28 protein-coding genes and 1 tRNA gene are annotated in these 24,228 nt (G+C 62.2%); 5 read left to right on the top strand and 24 right to left on the bottom strand.

Going from position 1 to position 24,228, the window contains the following annotated elements; all coding sequences use genetic code 11:
• Positions 1 to 1,365, bottom strand: coding sequence for a M20/M25/M40 family metallo-hydrolase (locus tag ACSJJT_RS09060; RefSeq protein WP_435917996.1), 1,365 nt, complete (start codon positions 1,363 to 1,365; stop codon positions 1 to 3).
• A 139-nt stretch (positions 1,366 to 1,504) separates the two neighbouring features.
• Between ACSJJT_RS09060 and ACSJJT_RS09065 the strand changes: the two genes are divergently transcribed.
• From ACSJJT_RS09065 to ACSJJT_RS09080, 4 genes are all read left to right on the top strand, one after another.
• Positions 1,505 to 1,590 (top strand) — tRNA-Leu (locus tag ACSJJT_RS09065).
• Between the two features lie 308 nt (positions 1,591 to 1,898).
• Entirely contained in the window at positions 1,899 to 3,032 is a 1,134-nt protein-coding gene (locus ACSJJT_RS09070; protein ID WP_435917997.1) for an alpha/beta fold hydrolase, read from the top strand.
• Positions 3,033 to 3,295: 263 nt separating this feature from the next.
• Positions 3,296 to 3,511, top strand: coding sequence for a CsbD family protein (locus tag ACSJJT_RS09075; protein ID WP_435917998.1), 216 nt, complete (start codon positions 3,296 to 3,298; stop codon positions 3,509 to 3,511).
• A gap of 20 nt (positions 3,512 to 3,531) precedes the next feature.
• Positions 3,532 to 4,071, top strand: a complete 540-nt coding sequence (locus tag ACSJJT_RS09080) for a methylated-DNA--[protein]-cysteine S-methyltransferase (protein ID WP_435918153.1) — start codon at positions 3,532 to 3,534, stop codon at positions 4,069 to 4,071.
• Here the strand turns inward: ACSJJT_RS09080 and dprA are convergent.
• From dprA to ACSJJT_RS09180, 20 genes are all read right to left on the bottom strand, one after another.
• Positions 4,046 to 5,185, bottom strand: coding sequence for a DNA-processing protein DprA (dprA, locus tag ACSJJT_RS09085; protein ID WP_435918154.1), 1,140 nt, complete (start codon positions 5,183 to 5,185; stop codon positions 4,046 to 4,048). The genes ACSJJT_RS09080 and dprA overlap by 26 nt on opposite strands.
• Positions 5,186 to 5,196: 11 nt before the next feature.
• Entirely contained in the window at positions 5,197 to 6,720 is a 1,524-nt protein-coding gene (locus tag ACSJJT_RS09090) for a YifB family Mg chelatase-like AAA ATPase (RefSeq protein ID WP_445439667.1), read from the bottom strand.
• Complete coding sequence (locus tag ACSJJT_RS09095) at positions 6,717 to 7,139, bottom strand: YraN family protein (protein WP_435917999.1); 423 nt, start codon at positions 7,137 to 7,139, stop codon at positions 6,717 to 6,719. The genes ACSJJT_RS09090 and ACSJJT_RS09095 overlap by 4 nt, the downstream gene beginning before the upstream one ends.
• Before the next feature lie 111 nt (positions 7,140 to 7,250).
• Entirely contained in the window at positions 7,251 to 7,562 is a 312-nt protein-coding gene (locus ACSJJT_RS09100) for a DUF2469 domain-containing protein (protein WP_435918000.1), read from the bottom strand.
• The gene (locus ACSJJT_RS09105) at positions 7,559 to 8,206 is read right to left on the bottom strand and encodes a ribonuclease HII (protein WP_435918156.1); all 648 of its coding nucleotides are present in this window, start codon (positions 8,204 to 8,206) and stop codon (positions 7,559 to 7,561) included. Before ACSJJT_RS09105 ends, ACSJJT_RS09100 begins: the two co-directional genes overlap by 4 nt.
• Before the next feature lie 7 nt (positions 8,207 to 8,213).
• Positions 8,214 to 9,029, bottom strand: a complete 816-nt coding sequence (gene lepB / locus ACSJJT_RS09110) for a signal peptidase I (RefSeq protein ID WP_435918001.1) — start codon at positions 9,027 to 9,029, stop codon at positions 8,214 to 8,216.
• A 177-nt stretch (positions 9,030 to 9,206) separates the two neighbouring features.
• Complete coding sequence (gene rplS, locus ACSJJT_RS09115) at positions 9,207 to 9,560, bottom strand: 50S ribosomal protein L19 (protein ID WP_435918002.1); 354 nt, start codon at positions 9,558 to 9,560, stop codon at positions 9,207 to 9,209.
• 248 nt (positions 9,561 to 9,808) lie between these two features.
• A complete protein-coding gene (locus ACSJJT_RS09120; RefSeq protein WP_435918003.1) occupies positions 9,809 to 10,582 on the bottom strand; it encodes a succinate dehydrogenase/fumarate reductase iron-sulfur subunit in 774 nt (257 codons plus the stop codon).
• The gene (locus ACSJJT_RS09125) at positions 10,579 to 12,606 is read right to left on the bottom strand and encodes a fumarate reductase/succinate dehydrogenase flavoprotein subunit (protein WP_435918004.1); all 2,028 of its coding nucleotides are present in this window, start codon (positions 12,604 to 12,606) and stop codon (positions 10,579 to 10,581) included. The genes ACSJJT_RS09120 and ACSJJT_RS09125 overlap by 4 nt, the downstream gene beginning before the upstream one ends.
• Entirely contained in the window at positions 12,606 to 13,286 is a 681-nt protein-coding gene (locus ACSJJT_RS09130) for a succinate dehydrogenase cytochrome b subunit (RefSeq protein WP_081302734.1), read from the bottom strand. Before ACSJJT_RS09130 ends, ACSJJT_RS09125 begins: the two co-directional genes overlap by 1 nt.
• Before the next feature lie 202 nt (positions 13,287 to 13,488).
• Positions 13,489 to 14,187 carry a tRNA (guanosine(37)-N1)-methyltransferase TrmD gene (trmD, locus tag ACSJJT_RS09135; protein WP_435918157.1) on the bottom strand — a complete coding sequence of 233 codons (699 nt, stop codon included), beginning with the start codon at positions 14,185 to 14,187 and terminating at the stop codon, positions 13,489 to 13,491.
• A 2-nt stretch (positions 14,188 to 14,189) separates the two neighbouring features.
• The gene (gene rimM / locus ACSJJT_RS09140) at positions 14,190 to 14,729 is read right to left on the bottom strand and encodes a ribosome maturation factor RimM (protein ID WP_435918005.1); all 540 of its coding nucleotides are present in this window, start codon (positions 14,727 to 14,729) and stop codon (positions 14,190 to 14,192) included.
• Between the two features lie 138 nt (positions 14,730 to 14,867).
• A complete protein-coding gene (locus ACSJJT_RS09145; RefSeq protein ID WP_435918006.1) occupies positions 14,868 to 15,146 on the bottom strand; it encodes an RNA-binding protein in 279 nt (92 codons plus the stop codon).
• A gap of 2 nt (positions 15,147 to 15,148) precedes the next feature.
• Positions 15,149 to 15,592: a 30S ribosomal protein S16 gene (gene rpsP / locus ACSJJT_RS09150; protein WP_435918007.1), complete on the bottom strand. Its 444-nt coding sequence runs from the start codon at positions 15,590 to 15,592 to the stop codon at positions 15,149 to 15,151.
• A 220-nt stretch (positions 15,593 to 15,812) separates the two neighbouring features.
• Positions 15,813 to 16,976, bottom strand: coding sequence for an amidohydrolase family protein (locus ACSJJT_RS09155; protein ID WP_435918008.1), 1,164 nt, complete (start codon positions 16,974 to 16,976; stop codon positions 15,813 to 15,815).
• Between the two features lie 42 nt (positions 16,977 to 17,018).
• Complete coding sequence (ffh, locus tag ACSJJT_RS09160; protein WP_435918009.1) at positions 17,019 to 18,605, bottom strand: signal recognition particle protein; 1,587 nt, start codon at positions 18,603 to 18,605, stop codon at positions 17,019 to 17,021.
• A gap of 75 nt (positions 18,606 to 18,680) precedes the next feature.
• Complete coding sequence (locus tag ACSJJT_RS09165; RefSeq protein ID WP_435918158.1) at positions 18,681 to 19,823, bottom strand: alpha/beta hydrolase; 1,143 nt, start codon at positions 19,821 to 19,823, stop codon at positions 18,681 to 18,683.
• 47 nt (positions 19,824 to 19,870) lie between these two features.
• The gene (ftsY, locus tag ACSJJT_RS09170; RefSeq protein WP_435918010.1) at positions 19,871 to 21,034 is read right to left on the bottom strand and encodes a signal recognition particle-docking protein FtsY; all 1,164 of its coding nucleotides are present in this window, start codon (positions 21,032 to 21,034) and stop codon (positions 19,871 to 19,873) included.
• Between the two features lie 50 nt (positions 21,035 to 21,084).
• Positions 21,085 to 21,252 (bottom strand): hypothetical protein, encoded by a 168-nt coding sequence (locus ACSJJT_RS09175; RefSeq protein ID WP_435918011.1) that lies wholly within the window; start codon positions 21,250 to 21,252, stop codon positions 21,085 to 21,087.
• Between the two features lie 61 nt (positions 21,253 to 21,313).
• Positions 21,314 to 21,946: a GtrA family protein gene (locus ACSJJT_RS09180; RefSeq protein ID WP_435918012.1), complete on the bottom strand. Its 633-nt coding sequence runs from the start codon at positions 21,944 to 21,946 to the stop codon at positions 21,314 to 21,316.
• Between the two features lie 71 nt (positions 21,947 to 22,017).
• Between ACSJJT_RS09180 and ACSJJT_RS09185 the strand changes: the two genes are divergently transcribed.
• Positions 22,018 to 22,308, top strand: coding sequence for a pyrimidine dimer DNA glycosylase/endonuclease V (locus ACSJJT_RS09185; protein ID WP_435918013.1), 291 nt, complete (start codon positions 22,018 to 22,020; stop codon positions 22,306 to 22,308).
• 134 nt (positions 22,309 to 22,442) lie between these two features.
• On the opposite strand, the gene mutM is transcribed toward ACSJJT_RS09185, so the two are convergent.
• From mutM to rpmF, 3 genes are read right to left on the bottom strand one after another with little or no spacing between them, the layout of a single operon-like run.
• A complete protein-coding gene (gene mutM / locus ACSJJT_RS09190; RefSeq protein ID WP_435918014.1) occupies positions 22,443 to 23,288 on the bottom strand; it encodes a bifunctional DNA-formamidopyrimidine glycosylase/DNA-(apurinic or apyrimidinic site) lyase in 846 nt (281 codons plus the stop codon).
• Positions 23,281 to 24,018 (bottom strand): ribonuclease III, encoded by a 738-nt coding sequence (gene rnc / locus ACSJJT_RS09195; RefSeq protein ID WP_435918015.1) that lies wholly within the window; start codon positions 24,016 to 24,018, stop codon positions 23,281 to 23,283. The genes mutM and rnc overlap by 8 nt, the downstream gene beginning before the upstream one ends.
• A 10-nt stretch (positions 24,019 to 24,028) precedes the next feature.
• A complete protein-coding gene (gene rpmF, locus ACSJJT_RS09200; protein ID WP_435918159.1) occupies positions 24,029 to 24,220 on the bottom strand; it encodes a 50S ribosomal protein L32 in 192 nt (63 codons plus the stop codon).
• Positions 24,221 to 24,228 lie beyond the last annotated feature (8 nt).

Here is a 24,228-nt window from a genome sequence, read left to right on the forward strand (position 1 = left end):
TCAGGCCTCCTGCAAAATGTGATCGACGACTTTGGCACCGAATACGAGGGAGGCCACTGGGACTCTCTCGTCGACGCCGTGGAACAGACTGATGAAGTCAAAATCAGCGGGAAGTCGCAGCGGGGTGCAGCCGTAGCAGTTGATGCGACGGCCGTTCGGGAGAACGGCAAACCCCTTCGCGTCGGTGCCTGCTGAATTGAGATACGGCAGCACGATCGCTCCCGAATCCTCAGCGTCAATGGCATGACGGATGGCATTGACGGCTGCCCCCTCAAAGGGCGCTTCCGCTGCTGGTTTGAGGGAAATCGTCTCGATATCGATCCCGGGACCAGCCAAGGACTTGATCGTCGAGATCATCTCCTCCTCAGACCCGGGAATGAAGCGGGCGTCAATCTCGGCGCTGGCCCGAGTCGGCACGACGTTGACCTTGTACCCGGCCGACAGCACCGTCGCAGTGACGTTGTGGGAGCAGCACGCGGCAACCATGCGGGACAGCGGCCCAATCGGTGCGAGGCACGACTCAAGGTCGTCCCGGTCGATCGTCAGACCCCACATCTGGGAAACCTTGGCCAGGAACTCCTCCTGCACGGGGTGGCCCAGGTCGGGCCACTGATGGGAATCAATGCGCGACAGAGCTTCCAACAAGTGGCTGACCGCGTTGTCCGGGTTGCGCATGGAGCCGTGGCCGGCGCTGCCGGTGGCACTCATTCGGAACCACCACAGGCCCTTCTCGGCTGACTGGACGACGTAGACCCGCGTGCCCCCAGGGGTCGTCAGGGAGAACCCACCCACCTCGCTGATGGCCTCGGTGACGCCGTCGAAGATCTCCGGATGGTTGGCACCCAGCCAGGTGGATCCGAGAGTGCCGGATGCCTCCTCGTCAGCGAACATGATGATGCGAATCGGACGCGACGGCACCTCACCGCGACGATGACGGGCTCGGATGGCTGAGAGCACCATCGCGAGGAAACCTTTCATGTCGATGGCTCCCCTGCCCCACATGCAGTTGTCGTGAACCTCGCCGGACAACGGGTGATGGGCCCAGTCCTCGGCTTCGAAGGGCACGGTGTCGCTGTGGCCGTGAAGCAACAAGGCGGGACGACTCATGTCGGTGCCTTCGGGTGCCCACTCAGCAACCAGGGTGGCTCGGCTGGGCTCGGATTCGTAGATCGAGACGTCTACCCCGATCTCTTCCAGGAGCCCGGAGACGTAGCGACACATGTCGACCTCGCCACGAGCGTCTTGTGGACCAAAGTTCTGCGAGTCGATCTGAATCATGCGCGAGCAGATGTCGACCACCTCGGCTTGCGGACTGTTCGGCCCGTCGACAAGGCCTTCGAGAGGCATGCTGAAGAGATCTGACATGTCGCGATTGTGCCACCGCCAGGGGTCTGCAGCGTCACTCGGGACACTCGATGGACGCCGATTTGCATTGCGGTGCAAGCTTCGACTAGAATCTCGTGACTGTCCGGCTCGGAGTAGAAGCGACGAGCCAGAAACCCGAGTCCGGGTGGCGGAATTGGTAGACGCGCTAGCTTGAGGTGCTAGTGGCCGATTAAGGCTGTGGAGGTTCAAGTCCTCTCTCGGACACAACAAACCCCGTCTGATTGAGCGTGTCAGGCGGGGTTTCTTCGTAGCCAGTTCCGGCGCTGGTGCCATGAGGCCAATTCTGACGTGCTCTGTGACATTTCTCGCCGCGGACACACATGACGGGTTCATTTCAGCCATCCTGGCATGGAAGTGGACAAATTTCTTCAGCTGAATTGTCGCCTGTGCACGAACGACCAATTCTGTCGTTCAGCCCACTCATCGACTCTTCGACTCATATCGTCCTGGACATCCGAGGTGGCCGTCACTCAGGGATGAGACGGGCACACACGACGCAAAGGAGCATCTTGATGTCATTCCCACGCAAACTCAGCGCACTGGCGATCGCCGGCACCATGGCGGTGACCGGCGCGACCATGGCGACCCCGGCCATGGCTGTACCTGAAGGAGGCTCCCAGCCTGCCGCCGCTGCTCCGGCAACCGACCAGGTGAAGAAGGAGACCGGCTACTTCAAGACCACTGACAAGCTTGGGACCAAGCTCTTCCACCGCAAGGACATCGTCCCGAACGCCAAGGGTGCCGTCGTCCTGGTCCACGGTCTCATGGAGAATTCCTCCAACTACGAGTACCTGACCAAGAGTCTCACCAACGCCGGCTACAGCGTCTACCGTTTCGACAACCGTGGTCACGGTCGTAGCGCCGCCCCGTACGTCAACAACGCGATCCCGCGCGGCCAATTCGACGACTGGTGGAACATCGAGTCCGACATCCACCAGGTCGTCCAGACCGCACACAAGGAGAACGCCGACAAGAAGGTCTTCCTCCTCGGCCACTCGATGGGCGGTATCGCCGTTCAGTCCTACGGAATCATGTACCCGGGCACTGTCGACGGCATCGTCTCCTCCGGTGGCGGTACGTTCGCCAGCGTTGACGGACCGAACACCGAGGGCGTCACCACCGTGACCCCTGACAACCTCAACTTCTTCGCCCGTCATGCTCTCCCGCAGATCAGCCAAGTTCTCCCGATGTCTCGTCTGACAGCATTCAACGGTCGTCTTGCCAGGGCTGCCGTCAAGGATCCCAAGAGCATTCGGATGCCATCTGGTCCGGTGTCTGCCAACGTCATCCTCCCTGGTTACCCGGCCTATGGTCTGTGTTCCGATCCCCAGGTCCGCATCGACCACTGGCAGCGTGACCCGCTGTACAACCACTACATGCGTCTGGGTCTGGTCGAGCAGCTCGGTGTCGGCCAGATGTACAACATCATGAATGCCCATGAGTTCGACGCCCCGACCCTCATCATGCACGGCGAGAACGACGGCCTCGTCCCCAGCTACTTCGACGTGAACTGGTACAACGCCATCAATTCGAAGGACAAGAAGATCATCCAGTGGCATGGCCTCATGCACGAGCTCTTCAACGAGCCCACCAAGGACCAGGTCATCAAGACCGCTGTCGACTGGATTGACGCCCACAACAAGTGAGCGTGATCTGACCTGCTCCCTGACAAAGGCTGCGTTCCCCACACGTGTGGGGAACGCGCGCACGCGACGAGGAGCCACACTCGCTCACGTAACCCAGTTCTCAGCTTTTCCCACAGCCTCGTTCAGGGCTCATGAACAATCCGTGTTCGTGACCCGAGAACACCCTCGCAACTCACACTGCTGGTCAGACTTGGGTGGCTCGGTACCATGAATACATGCCCCGGACTGATTAGCGGTCCTGGGATTGACGAAAGGAGCCACTCGTGGGCCTCAGCGACAAGATCAAGAGCAAGAGCGACGAGCTCGTCGGTGCTGCCAAGGAGAAGATCGGAGAGGTGACCGACAACGACAACCTCCACACCGAGGGCGCCGATCAGAAGGCCAGTGGCAAGGTGGACCAGAAGGTCGAGGACGTCAAGGACAACGCAACTGACCTCAAACACAACGTCCAAGCTGCTACTGACAAGCTGAAGGACTGACGACACGAGGCCGGGCCATGGTGCCCGGCCTTTGTCATGCCCTCATGTCGAACACGTCATGGCGCCACCTCGACACGCATATCGGGACGTTGGCGTTGACCGCAAGCCCACTGGGACTGGCGCAGGTCACGTTCACGACGTCACCTGCACTCTCCTCCATTCAAGGGACAACAGAAGACCACCAGGTTTGCGAGAAGATCCTCGACGACGCAGCTCACCAGATCAGCGAGTACCTCTCCGGCTCCCGTACTGGTTTCAACCTCCCTCTCGACCTTTCCACCACGACCGCCTTCCACCGCACCGTTCTCAACGAACTGCAGACCATCCCCTACGGCCAGACCGTCAGTTATCGCGACTTGGCCACCCTCATCGGGCATCCACAGGCATCGCGTGCCGTCGGCAGTGCCTGCGCCAAGAACCCATTGCCGGTCGTCATCCCGTGCCACCGAGTCCTGCGTAGTGATGGCGAACTCGGCGGCTACCTCGGCGGACCGGTCATCAAACGGTTCTTGCTGGACATGGAAGCCCACCACATCACCTCCTGTCCGCCCCCAGCGTGACGGACCACGTGCCATCCAGACAGCAGGCTGCCATCCCCAGTTGTTCAAGAACGGTCAAGGCCGCAGAGCACCGAGCCACTGACACTCCTGCCGACGCGGACAACTCGTCCAGCCCACAAGACCCATGGGCTGGGAGCGCTTCGTGCACGGCCAGTTCCGTGGCATCCAGGGCATCCGTCGGAAGGCTGCGACCTTTCGGTCGTCCGGGTTCAGGGACAAGTTCTCCGACGATCCCGCGAACATCGTCGGCATCGCGCACCAAAATCGCCTCACCGTCACGGATGAGCTTGTTCGTACCGGTCGACCTACTCGAGGTCACAGGACCAGGAACAGCCATGACTGCCCGGCCCAGCGCATTCGCCCATGAGACGGTGTTGACAGCCCCTGATCGCCACGCCGCCTCAACAATGACGGTCCCTGCCGTCAGCGCAGCAATGAGACGGTTTCGGGCAAGGAACCCCGGACGCGTGGGATGTCGACCTGGTGGCATTTCCGAGACCAAGGCGCCCGTTTCGGCAATGCGTTCCAGCACCGCGGCATTGCCCCTCGGGTACAAGACGTCAAGCCCACACGCCAGGACTCCGATCGTCGTTTCATGGACGGACAAGGCGCCTCGATGCGCAGCGACGTCGATACCAAACGCGCCACCGGAGACGATGACCTGACGTCCGCTCCCGTCACTGTGTCCCTGAGAAAGATGGTGCGCCATCTCCATGGCAATATCCTGGCCATAGCCCGTCGCAGCTCGGCAGCCGACGATCGCAACCGACCGCTCAGACGCCTCATCAAGATGTGCCGGGCCAAGAACCCATATGCCAAGGGGAACTCCACCCATTCCCGCCTTTTCGACCCGCGAGAGGTCATCGAGCCCAGCGGGCCACTCCTCATCTCCCGGCACGAGGAACCTCATCATGGCTTTTTCCGCCCGAGCTAACACCTCATCGACATCCGTCCCTCGGGCTCGCTCGTGCCATCTCTCGTCGACATCGGTCAGCAGCTGGCGCCACACTTCTTCCGCCGTCATGTCCACCAGTCGCCGCGCCGTGATGGTGTCCCCCGGCTCAACAACAGCTGTCAGGGCGGCACGTGCCATTCTCTCGTCGTCCCAGGTCATCGGAATCGTCGTCACCGCAGTCGTCCTCGTCTCATTCCCATGGCCTCGGCAACACATGCCTTGTCCACCTCGTCCTTGCCCTCCAGATCGGCCACGGTCCATGCGATCCGCAACACCTTGTCCACCCCGCGCGCTGTCAGCCGCCCAGTCGTCAAGGCATCCTCGATGATGCGGGTGGCGTCATTGGCTGGCAGCATCTGATGCAGCGCCTTCCCAGGCACCTCGGCATTGCAGCTCCACGGCATTCCCTCCCAGCGATGCGCAGCCCTCAGCCGGGCTTCTGCCACCCGGTCGTGGACGACGGCGCTGGACTCCCCTGCGGGCAACGTTGAGGCGTCAAGCAGGTGAGCTGAGGTCAGCGGGCGCATGCGTACCGTCACATCGACTCGGTCGAGGATCGGCCCGGACAGCCGACTTGAGTACCGACGGACCTGTTGAGGGGTGCAGGTGCACCGACCGGATAAATCGTCAGCCATTCCACACGGGCACGGGTTGAGGGCCATGACGAGCTGAAAGCGCGCTGGGAACGTCGTATGGGCCTGAGATCGGCCGATGACGATCTCCCCGGTCTCCAAGGGTCCTCGCAGTGAATCGAGAACTTTGGGAGCGAATTCTGCAGCCTCGTCGAGGAAGAGGACGCCCCGGTGCGCCAGCGAGATGGCACCTGGTTGGGCGATCCGCGCCCCTCCACCGACCATGGCAGCCATCGACACCGAATGGTGCGGCTCGGCCAACGGTGGCCTAGTCATGAGACACCCGCTCCCTCGGCCTGCCAATGAGTGCAGAGCGGTCACTTCAAGGGCATCATGGTGCTCCAATCGTGGAAGGACCCCCGGCAGCCGTCGAGCCAGCATCGACTTTCCACACCCCGGGGCTCCCCGCAACAAGAGGTGATGACGTCCGGCTGCCGCCACTTCGAGGGCGCGACGCGCTTCCTGCTGCCCGATGACCTCAGCCAGATCTCCCAGCCCCGAATCGGTATCCGTGGCGTCCGTCACGGGTTCCTCAGTCGTCAGTACCGGACGGCCGTGCAGAACGTCGACAACGTCACGCAGATGACCGACCGGCCAGATCGTCACCCCTTCCACCAATGTTGCCTCGGCATACTGACCGCACGGCACCACGGCTCGCTCGAACCCTGCCTCGCGGGCTGCCAGCAATGCCGGGAGTACCCCACGCACTGGTCGTACTCGTCCGTCAAGCCCCAGCTCTCCGAGCAGGACCGTTGACTCAAGCAGGGTTTGCGGGATCTTTCCGTCCGCGGCCAGGGTCGCAGCAGCGATGGCGAGATCGAAGTGAGTTCCGGCCTTTGGCAGACCGGCTGGGGTCAGGTTGATCGTCAGGACATTGCTCGGCCACGACATGCCGGTGGCGCCAACGGCGACTCGGCATCGGTCTCGCGCCTCGTGAAGAGCAGCATCCGGAAGACCGACGAGAACAGTGCGCGGAAGGCCGGAGGACAGTGCCGCCTCCACCTCAACCAAGGAGCCTTCCATCCCCACCAGCGCAACCGACCATGCGCTTGCCCCGGTCACCGGATGCCCCGCACATGCGTGATGGTCGGCCGTTCACCCGGGCGCATCATGACCCCGATGGCATCAATCCGGACCGAGTGGACTCCCTCGTCATGGTCGACCAGCCAGGCCAGTGCGAGCTCGTGAAGCTTGCGAACCTTCGTCGCCGTGATGGATTCCAGGGGATGTCCGAATCCAGTCCCGGACCGCGTCTTGACCTCGACGAAGACGATGGTCCCATCATCGTCCGCGATGAGGTCAATCTCCCCGACACTGCACGCCCAGTTTCGGGCGACAGTCGTCCACCCGAGGGATTCCAGGTACTCAGCGGCAATGTCCTCACCCCACGCACCGAACGCGGGTTTGCCTCCACGACGCCCTCGCAAGGCTGCTCCGCGAGGGGTCGTCAATTCTGCCGACAACGGCTTGGGTGTCATCATGCACCACCTCCGACAACAGTTGTCGTCGTGGGGACGCCGATTATTCAGTTATCCACAGAAGAATGAGGGCGGCCATGAACACCACGAGTTGTCCACAAGCAGAGACGTCGCTTACGTGGCCGGAACCTCGTCAAAGTCGGAATGGACGATCTCCTCGATCGACACGTCACGGAAGGTGAGGATCTTGGCGCTCTTGACGAACCTGGAGGGCCGGTACATGTCCCACACCCAGGCGTCCGCCATGGACACCTCGTAGTAGACGTCACCGCCCTCGGTACGTACCTTGAGATCAACAACGTTGCACAAGTAGAACCGTCTCTCGGTCTCCACGGCATATTTGAAGATGCCGACGACGTCCTTGTACTCGCGGTAGAGCTCAAGCTCCATGCGGTTCTCGTACTGTTCCAGATCCTCGGCACTCATGATGAATGAAGCCTAGCCGCTCGTTGCACATTGCCGTAGCTCATCCGATGCTGAGGTGACGGCCCCAGCTCCTCCAGCCGTCGTTGGTGCAAGGCCGTCGAGTACCCCTTGTGCACCGCGAAGTCATAACCAGGAATCTCCTCGTCCATGGCAATCATGATGCGGTCCCTGGCCACTTTCGCCACGATCGACGCTGCCGCCACACAGGCGCACACTGCATCCCCCTTCCACATTCCCAGGTCCGGAACGGTCAGTCCGTCCACGGAGAACCCGTCCGAGAGCACGTACCCAGGCTCGACATGCAGCCGTGCGACGGCGCGCCTCAGCCCGCTGATGTCGGCTTGTTGCATACCCAGCCGGTCGCACTCGTCGGCCTCCACACGAACCCATGACACGGCCAGCGCCTTGTCCATGATGATGTCGAACAGTCGCTCTCGTCTGGTGGCCGACAAGGCCTTGGAATCGGCGATCCCCTCGATCCGTGCTGACTTGCGATCATCAAGGATGACGGCTGCGGCCACCAAGGGGCCGGCGCAGGCGCCCCTGCCGGCCTCGTCGCACCCGGCAACCGGACCCAGACCTGCTCTCGTCAGGGCCCGTTCATGACCCATGGGGCCGGGTCTGACGCGTACCGTCACGGCCATGACGTCGTCATCGGGGTGCGCACTCGTCACCAACGCAGATGCGCGCCTTGTCAGGGGCTGAACCAGACCGGTCGGGAATGCCGCTGAAGGTGTCGGGGGCTCCCAGCCCGCCAATGCGGTTGAGAGGCATGAGAATGGCCTTTGTCGGCCCAACGACATTGTCGAGGGGAATGAACCCGGGGGCACCCGTGTACCCGTCAGGATCAAGATCCTGGATGTGGTAACGGGAGTCTCCCGACGCATTGCGGTGATCCCCCATCACGAACATGCGGTCTCTGGGAACGGTGACCCGGAACGTCATCGTCGACGGCTCGACCATCCGACCGTTCTGCGAGTACAGGTAGGAACGCTCGTCGAGGGCTTTCCCGTTGACGGTCACCTGGCCCCTGATGTTGCAGCAGGCAACGGTGTCGCCGGGCATTCCGATGACGCGTTTGATGAGGTAGTTGGAGCTCGTGTTGGGCAACAGACCCACGAACTCCAGCACCTTGCCCGGGGCAGAGCGACGATCTTGAGCGGCGGGAAGCCAGTGCTCGGTGTCCTTGAACACGACAACGTCACCACGATGGACATCTGCGGCCTTGACTGCCACCACGCGATCACCGACCTGAAGGGTGTTCTGCATGGACTTGGAGGGAATGACGAACATCTGTCCCACGAAGGCCCGTAGGAGTGCCGAGATGACGAGAGCTCCGACGATGATGAGGACGATTTCAATCATCCCGGATCGGAACCGCTGCCATCCGCTCGGCCGTTGCGATGCAGCCGTGGCGCCAGCGGTGTCACCGTCGACGGTCCTTCGCGCCTGGTAGTCATCGGCCACGGCGATACCTCCCCCTCTTCCCCTGGGAATCTCCCGTCGGGTGCCACCCTGCAGTGTAACCAACGTCGGGAACACACTCGGGTCGCTCGGTCGTGTGCCGGTCAACCCAGGCGTCATCACACACGCAGAAACGGGGCCTCGCAGAAGCGAAACCCCGTTGCTGTGAGTACGACGACGTCAGCGAGCTGCGCCCTTCTCCTTGATCTTGGCAGCCTTGCCACGCAAGCCGCGCAAGTAGTACAGCTTGGCGCGACGGACGGCACCGTGGCGATCAACCTCGATCTTCTCGATGATCGGGGAGTGCAGCGGGAAGGTACGCTCGACACCAGTTCCGAAGCTCAGCTTGCGGACGGTGAAGGACTCCTGGACGCCACCACCGGTACGCGAGATGACCGTTCCGGCGAAGACCTGCACACGAGTGCGGTTGCCTTCGACGACCTTGACGTGGACCTTCACCGAGTCGCCAGGACGGAACTCAGGAATGTCTTCGCGCATCGAGGCCTTGTCGATCTCGTCGATGATGTTGCTCATGGTGTTTCCTCGCCGGTGCCACAGGTCACCTGGTGCTCGTGTTCAAAGGATACAGTCCCCCGTGCCCCGGACGATCCCCCCATGGCAGGAGCCGGACACGGACAACAGCAACGAATTCTCCCACATTCCAAGGTCAGACACCAAATCACACACCACAGGACCGGAGACGTCCTTGCCCCATACAACCGACAGGGCTCCGGCATCAGATGGTGCCGGAGCCCCGTGTGGTCGACCACGTGAGTCAGAACTCAGTCGTCCTTGCCGTCATGCTTGAACAGAGCGGCGATGAGGTCGCGGTTGAGCTGGCTGATGGACTCAAGCGGGATGCCCTTCGGACACACCGAGGCGCACTCACCAATATTGGTGCAGCCACCGAATCCCTCGGCGTCGTTCTGGGCAGCCATGGCCTTGACACGACGCATCCGTTCCGGCTGGCCCTGCGGAAGCATGGCCAGGTGGGTGATCTTAGCCGAGGTGAACAGCATCGAGGAGCCATTCGGGCAAGCAGCCACACAAGCACCACAACCGACGCAGGTGGCGGCGTCGAAAGAGCGGTCAGAACGCTTCTTGTTGACCGGGACGGCATGGGCGTCCGGGGCAGCACCAGTGTTCACCGAGACATAGCCACCGGCCTGGATGACGCGGTCGAGGGCCGAGCGGTCCACGATGAGGTCACGCAGGATCGGGAAGGCACCCGACTTCCAAGGCTCAATCGTGATGGTCGAGCCATCAGCGAAGGAGCGCATGTGTAACTGACAGGTGGTGGTACGCACCGGCTGGGCGACACCCATGCCACCGTGCGGCACGCCGTTGATGACGACGCCACACTGACCACAGATGCCCTCGCGGCAGTCCGAGTCGAAGGCCACGGGCTCCTCACCCTGAGCGGTGAGGTTCTCGTTGAGCATGTCCAGCATCTCGAGGAAGGACATGTCGCCGGAGACACCATCCAGGGTGTACTCGACGAGACGGCCCTGATCCTGGGTGTTGCGCTGGCGCCAGATTCGCAGGTTGATCTTCACTTGTAGCTCCTCTGCTTGACCTGGATGGACTTGTAGACCAACGGCTCCTTGTGCAGGGTCGGCTTGTGGCCCTCACCAGTCCACTCCCAGGCAGCGACGTACTGGTACTGATCGTCGTGACGCAGGGCCTCGCCCTCCTCAGTCTGAGATTCAGCGCGGAAGTGACCGCCACAGGACTCGCGACGATGCAGAGCATCGATGCACATCAGCTCACCGAGCTCCAAGAAGTCAACGAGACGTCCGGCACGCTCGAGAGTCTGGTTGAGCTCCTCGTTGACACCGGTGACCTTGACATTGGTCCAGAACTCGTTGCGCAAGTTGCGAATGAGACCGATGGCCTTGACGAGGCCGGCCTCGTTGCGCTCCATACCGCAGTACTCCCACATGATGTGGCCGAGTTCCTTGTGGATCGAGTCGACGGTGCGGGTTCCGTTGATCGTCAAGAGCTTGTTGATGCGGCTCTCGACGGCCTGGCGGGCCTCCACTGCGGCCGGGGTCTTCTCGTCCACCTTGCCGAACCTCGGGGCGTCAGCCAGGTAGTCGGTGATGGTATTGGGAAGCACCCAGTAACCATCAGCCAGACCCTGCATCAGGGCCGAGGCACCGAGTCGGTTGGCACCGTGATCGGAGAAGTTGGCCTCGCCACAGACGAACAGACCCGGGATGGTCGACTGCAGGTCGTAATCGACCCACAGGCCACCCATGGTGTAGTGCACAGCGGGGTAGATACGCATCGGAACCTCGTACGGGTTCTCGTCAGTGATCCGCTGGTACATGTCGAAAAGGTTGCCGTACTTCTTCTCGACGGCATCCTTGCCCATGCGCTCGATGGCCTCGGAGAAGTCAAGGTAGACACCGCGGGCGCGCATGTGCTCGGTTCCGTCAGCATCGACCTCACGAACCTTCGGGCCAACCCCGCGGCCCTCGTCACAACGGTACTTGGCCTGACGGGAGGCGATGTCGCGAGGAACCAAGTTGCCGAAGGACGGGTAGATGCGCTCCAAGTAGTAGTCGCGGTCCTCCTCGGGGATGTCGCGCGGATCCTTCTCGCAGTCCTCGGCGCGCTTCGGCACCCAGATACGACCATCGTTACGCAGCGACTCCGACATCAGGGTCAGCTTCGACTGGTTCTCGCCGTGCACCGGGATGCAGGTCGGGTGGATCTGCGTGTAGCACGGGTTACCGAAGTAGGCACCCTTGCGATGGGCGCGCCACGAAGCAGTGGCGTTGCAGCCCATGGCGTTCGTCGACAGGAAGAAGACGTTGCCGTAACCACCGGTGGCCAGGACGACCGCGTCGCCGAACCACTCCTCGATCTTGCCGGTGACCATGTCACGGGTCACGATGCCGCGAGCACGACCATCGGCAACGATGAGCTCGACCATCTCGTGGCGGGTGTGCATGCGGACGGTTCCGGCATGGACCTGACGCTCGAGGGCCTGGTAGGCGCCGATCAGCAGCTGCTGACCCGTCTGTCCACGAGCGTAGAAGGTGCGCTGCACCTGGACGCCACCGAAGGAACGGTTGTCGAGCAGGCCACCGTACTCACGGGCGAACGGAACACCCTGGGCGACGCACTGGTCGATGATGTTCGCGCTGACCGCGGCCAGACGGTAGACGTTCGTCTCGCGGGAGCGGTAGTCGCCGCCCTTCACGGTGTCATAGAACAGGCGGTAGATGGAGTCACCGTCGTTCTTGTAGTTCTTCGCAGCGTTGATGCCACCCTGGGCGGCGATGGAATGGGCACGACGCGGAGAGTCCTGGTAACAGAAGTTCTCGACGCGGTAACCAGCCTCACCAAGGGTGGCAGCAGCGGAGCCACCGGCCAGGCCGGTGCCGACGATGATGACGGTCATCTTGCGGCGGTTGGCCGGGTTGACCAGACGAGAGGTGAACTGACGATCAGTCCAGATCTTCTCGATCGGAAGGTCGTGGTTGGCCTTCGTGTCATGAATCTCGTCGCCGGTCGTCCAGTACTGGTCGGCGAGAGCCGCGTTGATATTGGATGCAGCAGTTGCAGTCATCAGGAGATCACCCCGAACAGGATCAGGAAGGGAGGAACCATGAAGCCCACGAGGATCACGATGGCGACGATCCAGGAGCACACGCGCAGCACAGCGCGAGCGGTACCAGAGACGTTGACACCGAGGGTCGCGAAGGCGCTCCAGAAACCATGGGAAACGTGCATGCACACCGCGATGATGGCGATGAGGTAGATGAGCACGAACCACCAGTGACTGAAGGCTGTGAGCACCATGCCTGCACGCCCAGCCGCGTCGGTCGGCGGGTTGTTGAACAGATCAGGGCTGATGGTGAACTGCAGCAGGTGAAGGATGAGGAACGCGAATATGATCCAACCGCCCCAGTACATCGTGCGGGCCGCGTAGGTGTTCTCCGGGGAGAGGTTCTTCTTCACGGAGTAACGACCAGCGCCACCAGTACCGATGCGACGCTGCTTCGTGACGCGGATCGCCGACCAAATGTGCAGCACAATCGCCAGCAACATGAAGATTCGGAAGATCCACAGGAACGACTCACCCGGAAGGATCGGGTTGAGAATCGTACGGAGGTAGCTGGCGTAGTCGTTGAACTCCTCGTTGCTACCGAGCAACTTCAAGTTGCCGAACATGTGCATGAGCAGGAAGAGGACCAAGATGATGCCGGTGACGGCCATGAGGGCCTTCGCCGCGACAGTTGATCGCACTGCTCTCTGATGAGTAGTAAGTGTTGTAGTCGCCACGGGGGAAAGACTATCCAATTCACAGTCCTTTTGCCTCACGACCCCCAGCGTTTTCAAACACTCCCTATAACTACCGTCTGACTAGGTATTTCACCCCAGAATAACGCAACCGTTTTGGTTCGAATTTATGGTGTTGGCGACTCCTAATAGGTAGTCTCCGTGGGTCCTAATCAGTCAAGTCCGGACGACGATCACGAGTGAGCAACAACGACTCCTCTCGTCTCCATTCGGCGATACGGCCGTGGTGCCCACTCATGAGGACCTCAGGGACATCCATCCCTCGCCATGACACTGGTCGAGTGAACAGCGGGTACTCCAACAGTCGTTCCTGGCCCGGCGAGAACGACTCCTCCGCGAGGGACTCCGGGTTACCCATGAATCCGGGGATCAGACGGACGATGGCTTCGGTGATCGCCAGGGCAGCGACCTCTCCCCCGTTGAGGACGTAGTCGCCCAGACTCAGTTCATGGACGGTCCACATGGTTCGCGCGTAGTCGATAACCCGGTGATCGATGCCCTCGTAGCGTCCGCAACAGAAGACGACCCGCTCAACCGTCGACAGCTCCTGGGCAGCGGACTGTGTGAACGGAATTCCGGAGGGAGTCGGGAAGATCACGTGGACCGACGGATCGGGTTCAATACCAATGATCCCGTCGAAGGCCTCGCCCCAGGGATCAGGCTTCATCACCATGCCGGCGCCGCCGCCACACGGGGTGTCGTCGACAGTGCGGTGGCGGTCATGGGTCCAGTCGCGCAGGTCATGGGCGCGGACATCGACCAGACCGTTGTCGGCAGCCTTTCCCACCAGGGAGATGTCGAGAACGTTGAAGTACCCGGGGAAGATCGACAGGTAGTCCAGCCTCATCGTCACCTCGCCTCCTCGGCGTCGTCGTCGAGAAGTCCAGGGATGCTGGTGACGACGATCTTGCCGGCGGCAACGTCGACGGTGGGGACGAGCTGCCGGACCAACGGCACCAGATGCTCCTCGCCGTTGACATCAATGGCGAGTACGTCCTGGGCGGGCATGTGGAGAACGTCCTTGACGGTCCCCCGCACCCGACCGGTCTCGTCGACGACTGCCAGGCCTCGCAACTGACGATCCCAGAACTCTTCAGGATCGGCTGGCTCCTCGTCGGCCCCGACGTCAACCACCAATACCGATCCTCGCAGCTCCTCGGCACCATTTCGATCAGCGACCTCCTTGAAGGCCACGATGAGACTGTCCTTGGCCCATCGAGATCTGACAACTGTCAGCTCTCGCCGAGTCCCTTCGATGCGAACCATCGCACCGACATCGAACCTCTCGTCGGGCTCATCTGTCCGAACTTCGACGACAACGTCTCCGCGCAGGCCATGGGCACGTCCCACCCGACCGACGACAACCTCCATCGTTGCCTGCTGTTCCACTGTGACTCCTGAACCTCGTGGGTATTGCCGCGCCTGCGGCTGAACAAAAGCGTCAAACACGACAATGGGCCGCAGCCCCGCCTGAGCGGGACCACGGCCCATATTGCCAATTGATTGGTGCGTCAGAGAACTGGCGACTCAGTGACGACGGCCACGGTGATCGGAACGGCGTCCCGAACCACGGCGGTCGACGTCGACGAAGTCGATCCTGATCTGCTCATCCCCGGCCAGGGCATCAATGACCGTGCGCAGCGAGGAGGCCGTACGGCCCTGACGACCGATAACCTTGCCGATGTCGGAGGGGTTGACACGCACCTCGAGCATCTGGCCGCGTCGCAGGTCCTTCTCCCAAACCCGGACGTCGTCAGGATTGGCGACGATGCCGGAGACGAGGTGTTCCAGGGCGTCGGCGAGCACGATCAGGCCTCAGCCTTCTCGTCGGACTTCTCCTCGGTGGCTGGCTCAGCAGCCTCCCCGGCAGCGGACTCCTCAGCCTTCTTGGTAATGGCCTCGCGCGGGGCCTCGTCAGCCTCGGCCAGAGCGGCGTTGAACAGATCGTCCTTGTTGGGACGCTCAGCCTGCGGAGTCACACCGGAGGCCGAGGTGTCGCCGGTGAACTTCTGCCAGTCACCGGTGCGCTTGAGCAGGGCAACGACGGCCTCAGTCGGCTGGGCGCCGACGCCGAGCCAGTACTGGACACGCTCGGAGTCGATCTCGATCACCGAGGGGTCGTTCTTCGGGTGGTACTGGCCAATCTCCTCAATGGCACGACCGTCGCGCTTGGTGCGCGAGTCCATGACGACGACACGGTAGTGCGGGGTACGAATCTTGCCGAGACGCTTCAGACGAATCTTGGTAGCCACGTGTGTGGTATCTCCTGTAGTGAGACGCCCGGGACGAGACCCGGGAAGTTACGGGTGAGTGCGGATCGCGATGTGGGGACACCGCAACCGAACTCGGATGGAACCGTCCGCCGGTTTGAGAGGGCACCGAACAGACATGAACTCTGAGTATTGTGCCACATCCAGGGCGCCCACGCGAGTCCGGGGGCTTGTCCGGCCACCCGTTACCGAATGACGACCGTTACCGAATGACGACTCGGCCTCTCAGCAGGATGTGGGTGGGAGACTCCAAGACTCCGACATCCACCCTCGGGTCGCGATCGAGGACGAGAAGGTCGGCGGAATCCCCAGTTCCCAGTTGTTCGCCACCCAACCAGGCACGGGCTCGCCAGGATGCTGCCCCCACTGCCATCTCTGCTCCCCCGACTGTCGCCAACAGCCTTACCTCCGAGGCGATCAGACCATGTTCGATGGTGCCACCGGCATCAGTACCGGCGTACATCGCAACGCCGGCATCGAAGGCCTTGCCGATGGTCTCCATCCGGTGGGCATGCAGATGGCGCATGTGGTCTGCATAGGTGGGGAACTTGGCGTCAGCCTGAGCTGCGATGGACGGGAAGGTCTCAATGTTGACCAGGGTTGGGACGAGTCCGACCCCGCGCTCGGCCATGGTGGCGATGGTCTCATCGGTCAGGCCGGTTCCGTGCTCGATGCAGTCGATGCCGGCATCGACGAGCTGGGCGGGAGCTTCCTCGGAGAAGCAGTGGGCCGTGACACGGGCGCCGAGCTCATGAGCACGATCAATCGCCTGCTTCGCGATGTCAGTTGGCCACAGCGGTGCCAGGTCCCCCTCGGCACGGTCGATCCAGTCTCCGACGAGCTTGACCCAGCCGTCACCCGCTCGAGCCTGGCGATCCACCTCGGCGACGAGGTCTTCCGGATCGACCTCGGCCGCGTAGTTGCGGATGTAGCGCTTGGGACGAGCGATGTGACGTCCGGCACGGATGACTCGAGGCAGGTCGTCGCGATCGTCAATCCAATGGGTGTCGCTCGGCGACCCCGCGTCGCGGATGAGGAGGGTGCCGGTCCTCGCCTCGGTACGCGCCTGGTCCTCAGCCGTCTCCTTGTCGACGCCACCATGACCATCCAGCCCGATGTGATTGTGGGCGTCAACCAGACCAGGGATGATCCAGCAACCGTCGGCGAGGGTGCGAGCGCCCGGCAGCGGTCCCTCGACCAGAACGCCGTCGTGAACCCACAGCTCACGCTCCTGTCCGTCGGGCAGGACAGCTCCCCGGATCCGCAGATCCTCGGCAGGAGCAGTGTGAGCCGCGGGAGCAACGTGAGTGTGCGTCACCCCGCCATGGGTGTGGGTGTGGAACAGCGGCTGGGTGTCGTCGGTCATGTCCCCATCGTGACACGAAGCCGCGGGAGACGGCACGCCAGATCAGCGCGGACCCTTGTTGGTCTGGTTGAACATCTGCTGCATCGCCGACGGCATCTTGAATTCGCTCATCGCCTTCTGCAGGTCTTCCTGGCTCGGCTGTGGCTGTCCCTGCAGGCCGAAAGCCTCGCCGCTGTTCTGCTGCGGCTTCTCGACAGCCTTGCGGGCCTGGGCCGCACGCTTTGCCGGGTTACCAGAACCCTTGCGGTTCTTCTGCTTCTTCTTGGACTGTTTGGAGCCGCGCTTGGCCATCGACCCCATCATGCGGCCAGCACCCGGACCCATCATCTGGCCCACCTGGCTCATCATCTTACGAGCGTCGACGAAGCGGTTGACGAGGTTGTTGACGTCGCGAACCTCGACGCCGGAACCCTTCGCGATGCGGGCGCGACGCGAACCGTTGAGGATCGAGACATCGGCACGTTCTGCCGGGGTCATGGCGCAGATGATGGCCTCGATACGGTCGATCTCACGTTCGTCAATGTTGTCGATCTGGTCCTTCATCTGGCCCACACCGGGCAGCATCCCCATGATCTTGGACATCGGACCCATGCGGCGCATCTGGCGCATCAGGCCCAGGAAGTCATCGAGTCCGAACTCCCCCTTACCAGCCATGATCTTCTGGGCGGCAGCCTGGGACTGCTCCTGGTCGAAGGCTTTCTCGGCCTGCTCGATGAGGGTGAGCATGTCGCCCATGTCGAGGATGCGCGAGGCCATCCGGTCCGGATGAAAGACGTCGAAGTCCTTGAGTCCCTCGCCGGAGGAGGCGAACATGATCGGCTTGCCGACCACGCGGGCTATGGACAGGGCGGCACCACCACGGGCGTCGCCGTCGAGCTTGGTGAGGACGACTCCGTCGAAGCCGACTCCCTCTTGGAAGGCCACTGCGGTGTTGACCGCATCCTGACCGATCATGGCGTCGACGACGAACAGCGTCTCGTCAGGATTGGTGGCGGCCTTGATGTCGGCAGCCTGGGCCATCATCTCGGCATCGACACCCAGACGCCCGGCGGTGTCGATGATGACGACGTCATAGAGCTTGCGTTGGGCCTCGGCGACGGCGTCACGAGCCACCTGGATGGGATCGCCGACACCATTGCCCGGCTCCGGGGCGAAGACGTGCACACCGGCCCGCTCACCGACAACCTGCAACTGGGTGACCGCATTGGGACGTTGCAGGTCGCAGGCGACCAGCAGCGGCGAGTGCCCCTCCTCCTTGAACCACCGAGCGAGCTTGCCCGCCAGGGTGGTCTTACCGGCGCCCTGAAGACCAGCGAGCATGACGACGGTCGGGGGGGTCTTCGCGAACCGGACCGTACGGGTCTGGCCACCAAGGATCTCGACGAGTTCCTCGTTGACGATCTTGACGATCTGCTGAGTGGGGTTGAGCGCCTTCGACAATTCCTCGCCGTGGCAGCGTTCCTTGACCGCCGCGACGAATTCCTTGACGACCGTCAGGTTGACGTCGGCCTCGAGAAGGGCGATGCGGATCTGACGAGTCGTGGCGTCGATGTCGGCATCGGTGAGACGCCCCTTGCCGCGCAGTCCCTTGAAGGTGGATGCGAGGCGGTCTTGGAGAGTGTCGAACACGGTTGTCCTTCAGCGCGCTGGTTCCTTACCCGGACAGCCTACCGTCCCGGACAGCCATGATGGTTCAGTGCGAGGTCACAAACCAAACTGGCCCAGCCATTCCAAGCACTGCTGGACGTAGGGCATGTACACGGTGTTGCGGTGCCCACCTCCATTCAACACGATGAAGGTGAACTGCTTGTGGCCCTTGGCGAGTCGATGAAACCGCCCACCGTCGGGTCCAACCTGGCCGTCAATGATCGCGGGGTCTCGCCCCGGGCCCCAACTCTGCACGTCACTGCGATTGAGGACGGACAGGAATCGCACGCTGCGGTCGACCTTCTTCTCCTTCACCCTGAGCACCACTGAGTTGTCGTCGATGAGCGGCTGAGTGACGCTGCTGAGAACCGCCCCGTCGAACGTGGGGTGGTAGTACCCGCCGATCCCGAATCCAGCGTTAAAGGTCTTCGGATACTTCGTGGTGAGGTTGGCCGAACAGTATCCGCCAGAGCTCCACCCACTGAGGAAGCGGGATCCCCGCTCATGCCCCACACGGTACTGCGACTCGATGTGGGGGATGATGGTCTTCATGATCCACGATTCGTGGTGGACCGAACCGACGTCGAGGCATTCGCTGTCAACGCCATTGCGGATACGACCGGGCAGGAAGACAATGACGAATGGATTGATCTTTCGACCCTTGACCAGTTCCCGGGCTGGTGCAATGAGGTCCATGGAGACGTTGTCGTGATCGCCGGTGTCGTTGACTCCCCCGATGTAGTACAGCACCGGGAAACGGGTGCCCTGCTCGGACTTCTCGAAGTACTGCGGCGGCAACCACACCGGAACGTGGGCGTACCGAGGATCCGCGCCAGGCATCGCCGACCTCGCCAGCTGCCCGTTGGGATGCGGATTGTCCTTGCTGACAGGGATGTCCTTGACCTTGGTACGACGAATCGGGACAAGATCGTGGACCGGACCTGCCGGCTCGACCTCGCCGAGCAGGTCTGACCAGCTGGTGAAGAACCCGTATTCACGGTTGATGTAGAGGAAAGCCCCCACGATCAACAGCGCCTGGGCCAACAGGATCACCACGAAATGGCCCAGTCCACGCAAGGCCTTGCGCCACCATCCGTCCGTGCCGCGCACGGCACGCCATATGACGAAGGCCAGCGGTAGCGCAAAGGCCACGATGAGGGCAGCAGTGCACAGCTCAGGGCTGAGAATGCTGACCATCATCGCGGCAGCAGGCAGCAACATCGCATCGGTCACCAGACGATTCCTCGTCAGTGACCATCAGGGTCATAACCCATGAGACCGGTGACGAAGCCCTCGGCATCAAAGGGAGCCAGGTCGTCAGGCCCCTCACCAAGACCGATGAGCTTGACCGGAACACCCAGCTCACGCTGCACCTGCACGACGATGCCACCCTTGGCGGAGCCGTCGAGCTTGGACAGCACGATGCCGGAGACGTCAACGACCTCGGAGAAGATACGAGCCTGGGTCAGGCCGTTCTGGCCGGTGGTGGCGTCGAGAACGAGCAGGACCTCGCTGACGGGAGCGAGCTTCTCGATGACGCGCTTGACCTTGCCCAACTCGTCCATGAGGCCAACCTTGGTGTGAAGACGACCAGCGGTATCGACGAGCACGACGTCAACGCCCTCGTCGATACCGGCCTGAACAGCCTCGTAGGCGACCGAAGCGGGATCAGCCCCTTCGTCCTTACGGACGGTACGCACGTCGACGCGCTCGCCCCAGGTTTCCAGCTGCTCCCCAGCGGCAGCTCGGAAGGTGTCCGCGGCGCCGAGGAGAACCGTCTTGCCCTCGGCAACCAGGACGCGGGCCAGCTTGCCGCAGGTCGTCGTCTTGCCAGTGCCATTGACGCCAACCATGACGATGACGGCTGGCTTGTCCTCGGGATGGTCGAGGTTGATGGTGCGATCCATGTTCGGACCGACAAGGTCAACGAGCTCGCGATGCAGCACCTCGCGAGCGTGATCCGGGTCGCGGACACCGTCAATCGCCAGTTCGGAGCGCAGTTTCTCGACCAGTTCGGTAGTCGGGCCAACACCAAGATCAGAGGTGATGAGAGTGGTTTCGAAGTCATCCCATGTGTCGTCGTCGAGCTTGTCAGCGCTCAGGAGCTCTGCCAAGCCACGAGCCAAGGCGTTGTTGCTGTTGGCCAGACGTCGGCGAAGTCGGGCCATCCGGGAGCCCGCGGCCTCCGGGGTCTCAACCTCGGGCGCAGGAGCGGGGGCAGTGGCCTCGCCAGTCTCCGGCTTCTCCTCACCAGTGGCCTCGGGGCCCTTGGTCGGGGTCTGCTCAACCTCCGCAGGCTTGGAACCCTCGCGAAGAGCCTTACGTCGTGAGAGGCCAGCCGTGATGGCGGCAACCACCGTCACGAGGACGAGGATGCCAGCAATGATCCAAATCAGGTAAGTCAGGTCCACGTCCGCCGATATTAGTCGCTCGTATCACGCCACCAGGGATTCGCAACGTCTCAACGGCGTCGGATACCGCTGAGATCCTCCCCAACGCGAGTGGCGGTATGGCGCCAGAAACTCGCATCGGGATCGTCACCAGGATGGCGCAAACCAAACATCACCACAGCACAGACGCTCAGCGCGACCGCCAGGATAAGAATCATCGCGATGATGAAAACGACCATCCGAGCACGACCTTTCCGTCAACCGGGTATCGAGTGCAGGCTACCTGATGCGAGGTGTCTCTCAGACGTGCTGACGAACCTGGGACGAGTCATCCGCGTCGAAACTTTCCGGAGAAACAACGGGAGCCACCATGGGAACCTCACCTGAGTGGGTGACCGCTCTGAATGTCCACAACTTGTTGACGACGAAGTTGATGGGCATGGTCACGATGACGGCGAAGATCTGCGACCAATACTCACGCGAGTGAAACCCCTTGCTCTCGTGGAACCACGGCTCGGGAAGGTAGATCGGGGAGGTCGGGTTGGTGAACAAAACCTTGATGAACATGCCAATGATCGCTGCCACGGACCCCACAGCGAAGAAAGGCCAGAACTCATGCCACCAGCCACGGCGATGCTCCCTCTTGAAGGTCCAGGAGCGGTTGAGTTGGAAGTTGGTGACGTTGGCCACCACGAAGCCCACCAGCCAGACAAGGCTGGTGAACCGGAAGTTCCATCGTGTTCCCGCCAGGCTGAACAGGATGTCCTGGGCATGCTCAGTACCACCATTCAGCTTGTTCATGATGATGGCAACGACAATGTTGACCACGAATCCCGAACCACCCACGATTCCGAATTTCAAGAACTCGATGACGTGACGCCTCTTGATACGTCGTCTCACAGGTGCGGATGGCTCAGTGCTCACCCGCAGCATGATATGCCCTGTTGAACAAGGACAGGAAAATGAGCTTGTGAACACTGGCCACCCCGAGAAGGAGGCAGGTCATGCGGTTGTGGAGCCTCGACCCCGCCCTGCTGGACCGGGCTGCACTTGTCGCCGGCTGGAGGGAAGGCCTGCTGGCCCAGAAGGTGCTCGCAGGCCACACTCGTGGTTATCGTCACCACCCCCAACTGGAGAGGTTCAGAAGCGCAAGTTCCGGTTCTCTGACAGCCGCCTTCTTGACAGCTCTGGCCCACGAAGCCGCTGAGCGTGGCTACCGCTTCAACCAAACGAAGATCACCTGCGATCCGGCGCCATGGGGGTCGCTCACCGTGACATCTGAGCAGCTCGATTAAGAGATGGAACACCTTCGCACCAAGGTCGCCGCCAGAGCACCGGAGTGGCTTCCCCGTCTCGACGAGCCGCGCCCTCACCCGCTTTTCGTCGTCATACCAGGACCTGTCGAGCCGTGGGAACGGATGTGACCAGGTCACCGGCGCAACCGCTGACACTTCGGGCAACGGTGTGACGACCTGTTCGCGAAGGACTCCCGGACGATGGGGGTACCACATCGTCGACACTCCTTGCCCTGGCGTCCGTACACGTCAAGGGTTCGGTCGAAGTACCCCGACTCCCCATTGACATTGACGTACAGGGCATCAAAGGACGTCCCTCCCTGGGCAATCGCCTCGGCCATCACCTGGCGCGCGGTCTCCAACAACTCCACGGCCTTGCGTTGGCGCAGGCGCGAGCACGGCGTCTCCGGGTGACACCGAGCTCGCCACAGTGTCTCGTCGGCATAAATGTTGCCGACTCCGGACATCAGTGTCTGGTCGAGCAGACTGCGCTTGACAGTCGACATGCGTGCGCGCAGTCGTCGCGCGACCTCATCAATGTCACAAGAATCCTCGAAGGGATCAGCAGCGATATGGGCGACCGGCCCGGGCACGCCGTTGATCAGCGGGGCGACAGTGAGTCCGCCAAAAGTGCGCTGGTCCAGAAAACGTAGGTCGCGGCGGTCGTCAAGGCCGATGACAACACGGGTATGGCGATGTCGTGGGGTTCCCCTGTCGACGACACGGAACTGTCCACTCATCCCCAGATGGGCCAACATCGCCGTGCCGTCGTCGAGGACGAACCACAGGTACTTGCCCCGCCGATTGACGGCGGTGAACTGGCGACCGGTCATCGTCGCCTCGAAGACTCTGGCCTCCTCCGAGCCACCGGTGGGGCGTAGACCGCGGGCATCAACGACGTTCACACGCTCGACGATGGAGGGAATGATGAGGTTCTCGAGTCCTGCTCGTACCGTTTCGACCTCAGGAAGCTCAGGCACCGGTGCGAGGAGGGTTCAGTGCGGCGACCGCGAGCTGGGCCGCCCCCTGCTCGGCCTCCTTCTTGTTGTGTCCGGTGTAGGCAGCGTGCAGCTTGCCATCCACTCTTGCCCTGGCACAGTAACGGCGATTGTGGTCCGGGCCTGACCCCACGATGTCGTATCGCGGAGCGTCAAACCCCTGCTCAGCGCAGTACTCCTGGAGAACTGTCTTCCAGTCGGTGCCAGCTCCGGATCGATCCGCCTCGTCAACGAGGGGATCGAAGAGATGGTGGATGAGACGCAGGGCGTCCGGCAATCCCGAGGACAATTCAACGGCGCCCAGCAAGGCCTCGGTGGTGTCGGCCAGGATCGACGTCTTGTCATGGCCGCCGGTCCGTTCCTCGCCCTTGCCCAGCTTGACGCGCGGCCCGATGTCAAGACGACGGGCCAACCGCCCCAAGGACACCGTGCTCACAACCGCTGACCTCAACGTGGCGAGTTGACCTTCCGGCTTGTCCGGGAAGGCGCGATACAGGTAGTCCGTCACGCCGACCTCAAGGACGGCGTCACCGAGGAACTCCAACCTCTCGTTGGTGGGAATCCCACCGTTCTCAAAGGCATAGGAGCGATGTGTGAGCGCGAGATCGAGGAGTTGGGGGTCACATCTGATCCCCAACTCCTCAAGAAGACCCAGAAAGGGCCATTCGCCGTACTCGGGTGAACTGACGTTCTGGCCGTTTCGTGCGCTCACGGTGCCGATCTCAGACCTCGGCAACCTGACGGCGATCGCCACGTGGGCCGTACTCACCGCAGGAGGGGCACGCGGTGTGAGGCAAGTGCTTCTCACCACACGCCGGGTTGGCGCAGGTGACGAGATTGGTGGCAACCGTCTTCCACTGCGAACGACGGTGCCGGGTGTTGCTGCGGGACATCTTCCGCTTCGGGACGGCCACGATCTTCT

Origin of the sequence: Cutibacterium nasicola (genome assembly GCF_051303185.1) — a bacterium.
Lineage (GTDB): Bacteria > Actinomycetota > Actinomycetes > Propionibacteriales > Propionibacteriaceae > Cutibacterium.

Bases quoted from the DNA above. Each gene is read 5' to 3' on its own strand.
- ACSJJT_RS09100 (WP_435918000.1), bottom strand. From the start codon at position 7,562: ATGAGTGCCGAGGATCTGGAACAGTACGAGAACCGCATGGAGCTTGAG.
- ACSJJT_RS09070 (WP_435917997.1), top strand. From the start codon at position 1,899: ATGTCATTCCCACGCAAACTCAGCGCACTGGCGATCGCCGGCACCATG.
- ACSJJT_RS09105 (WP_435918156.1), bottom strand. From the start codon at position 8,206: ATGGCCGTGACGGTACGCGTCAGACCCGGCCCCATGGGTCATGAACGG.
- ACSJJT_RS09125 (WP_435918004.1), bottom strand. From the start codon at position 12,606: ATGACTGCAACTGCTGCATCCAATATCAACGCGGCTCTCGCCGACCAG.
- ACSJJT_RS09155 (WP_435918008.1), bottom strand. From the start codon at position 16,976: ATGACCGACGACACCCAGCCGCTGTTCCACACCCACACCCATGGCGGG.
- trmD (WP_435918157.1), bottom strand. From the start codon at position 14,187: ATGAGGCTGGACTACCTGTCGATCTTCCCCGGGTACTTCAACGTTCTC.
- dprA (WP_435918154.1), bottom strand. From the start codon at position 5,185: ATGACCTGGGACGACGAGAGAATGGCACGTGCCGCCCTGACAGCTGTT.
- ACSJJT_RS09095 (WP_435917999.1), bottom strand. From the start codon at position 7,139: ATGATGACACCCAAGCCGTTGTCGGCAGAATTGACGACCCCTCGCGGA.
- ACSJJT_RS09185 (WP_435918013.1), top strand. From the start codon at position 22,018: ATGCGGTTGTGGAGCCTCGACCCCGCCCTGCTGGACCGGGCTGCACTT.
- rplS (WP_435918002.1), bottom strand. From the start codon at position 9,560: ATGAGCAACATCATCGACGAGATCGACAAGGCCTCGATGCGCGAAGAC.
- ACSJJT_RS09165 (WP_435918158.1), bottom strand. From the start codon at position 19,823: ATGATGGTCAGCATTCTCAGCCCTGAGCTGTGCACTGCTGCCCTCATC.
- ACSJJT_RS09060 (WP_435917996.1), bottom strand. From the start codon at position 1,365: ATGTCAGATCTCTTCAGCATGCCTCTCGAAGGCCTTGTCGACGGGCCG.
- ACSJJT_RS09180 (WP_435918012.1), bottom strand. From the start codon at position 21,946: ATGCTGCGGGTGAGCACTGAGCCATCCGCACCTGTGAGACGACGTATC.
- ACSJJT_RS09175 (WP_435918011.1), bottom strand. From the start codon at position 21,252: ATGGTCGTTTTCATCATCGCGATGATTCTTATCCTGGCGGTCGCGCTG.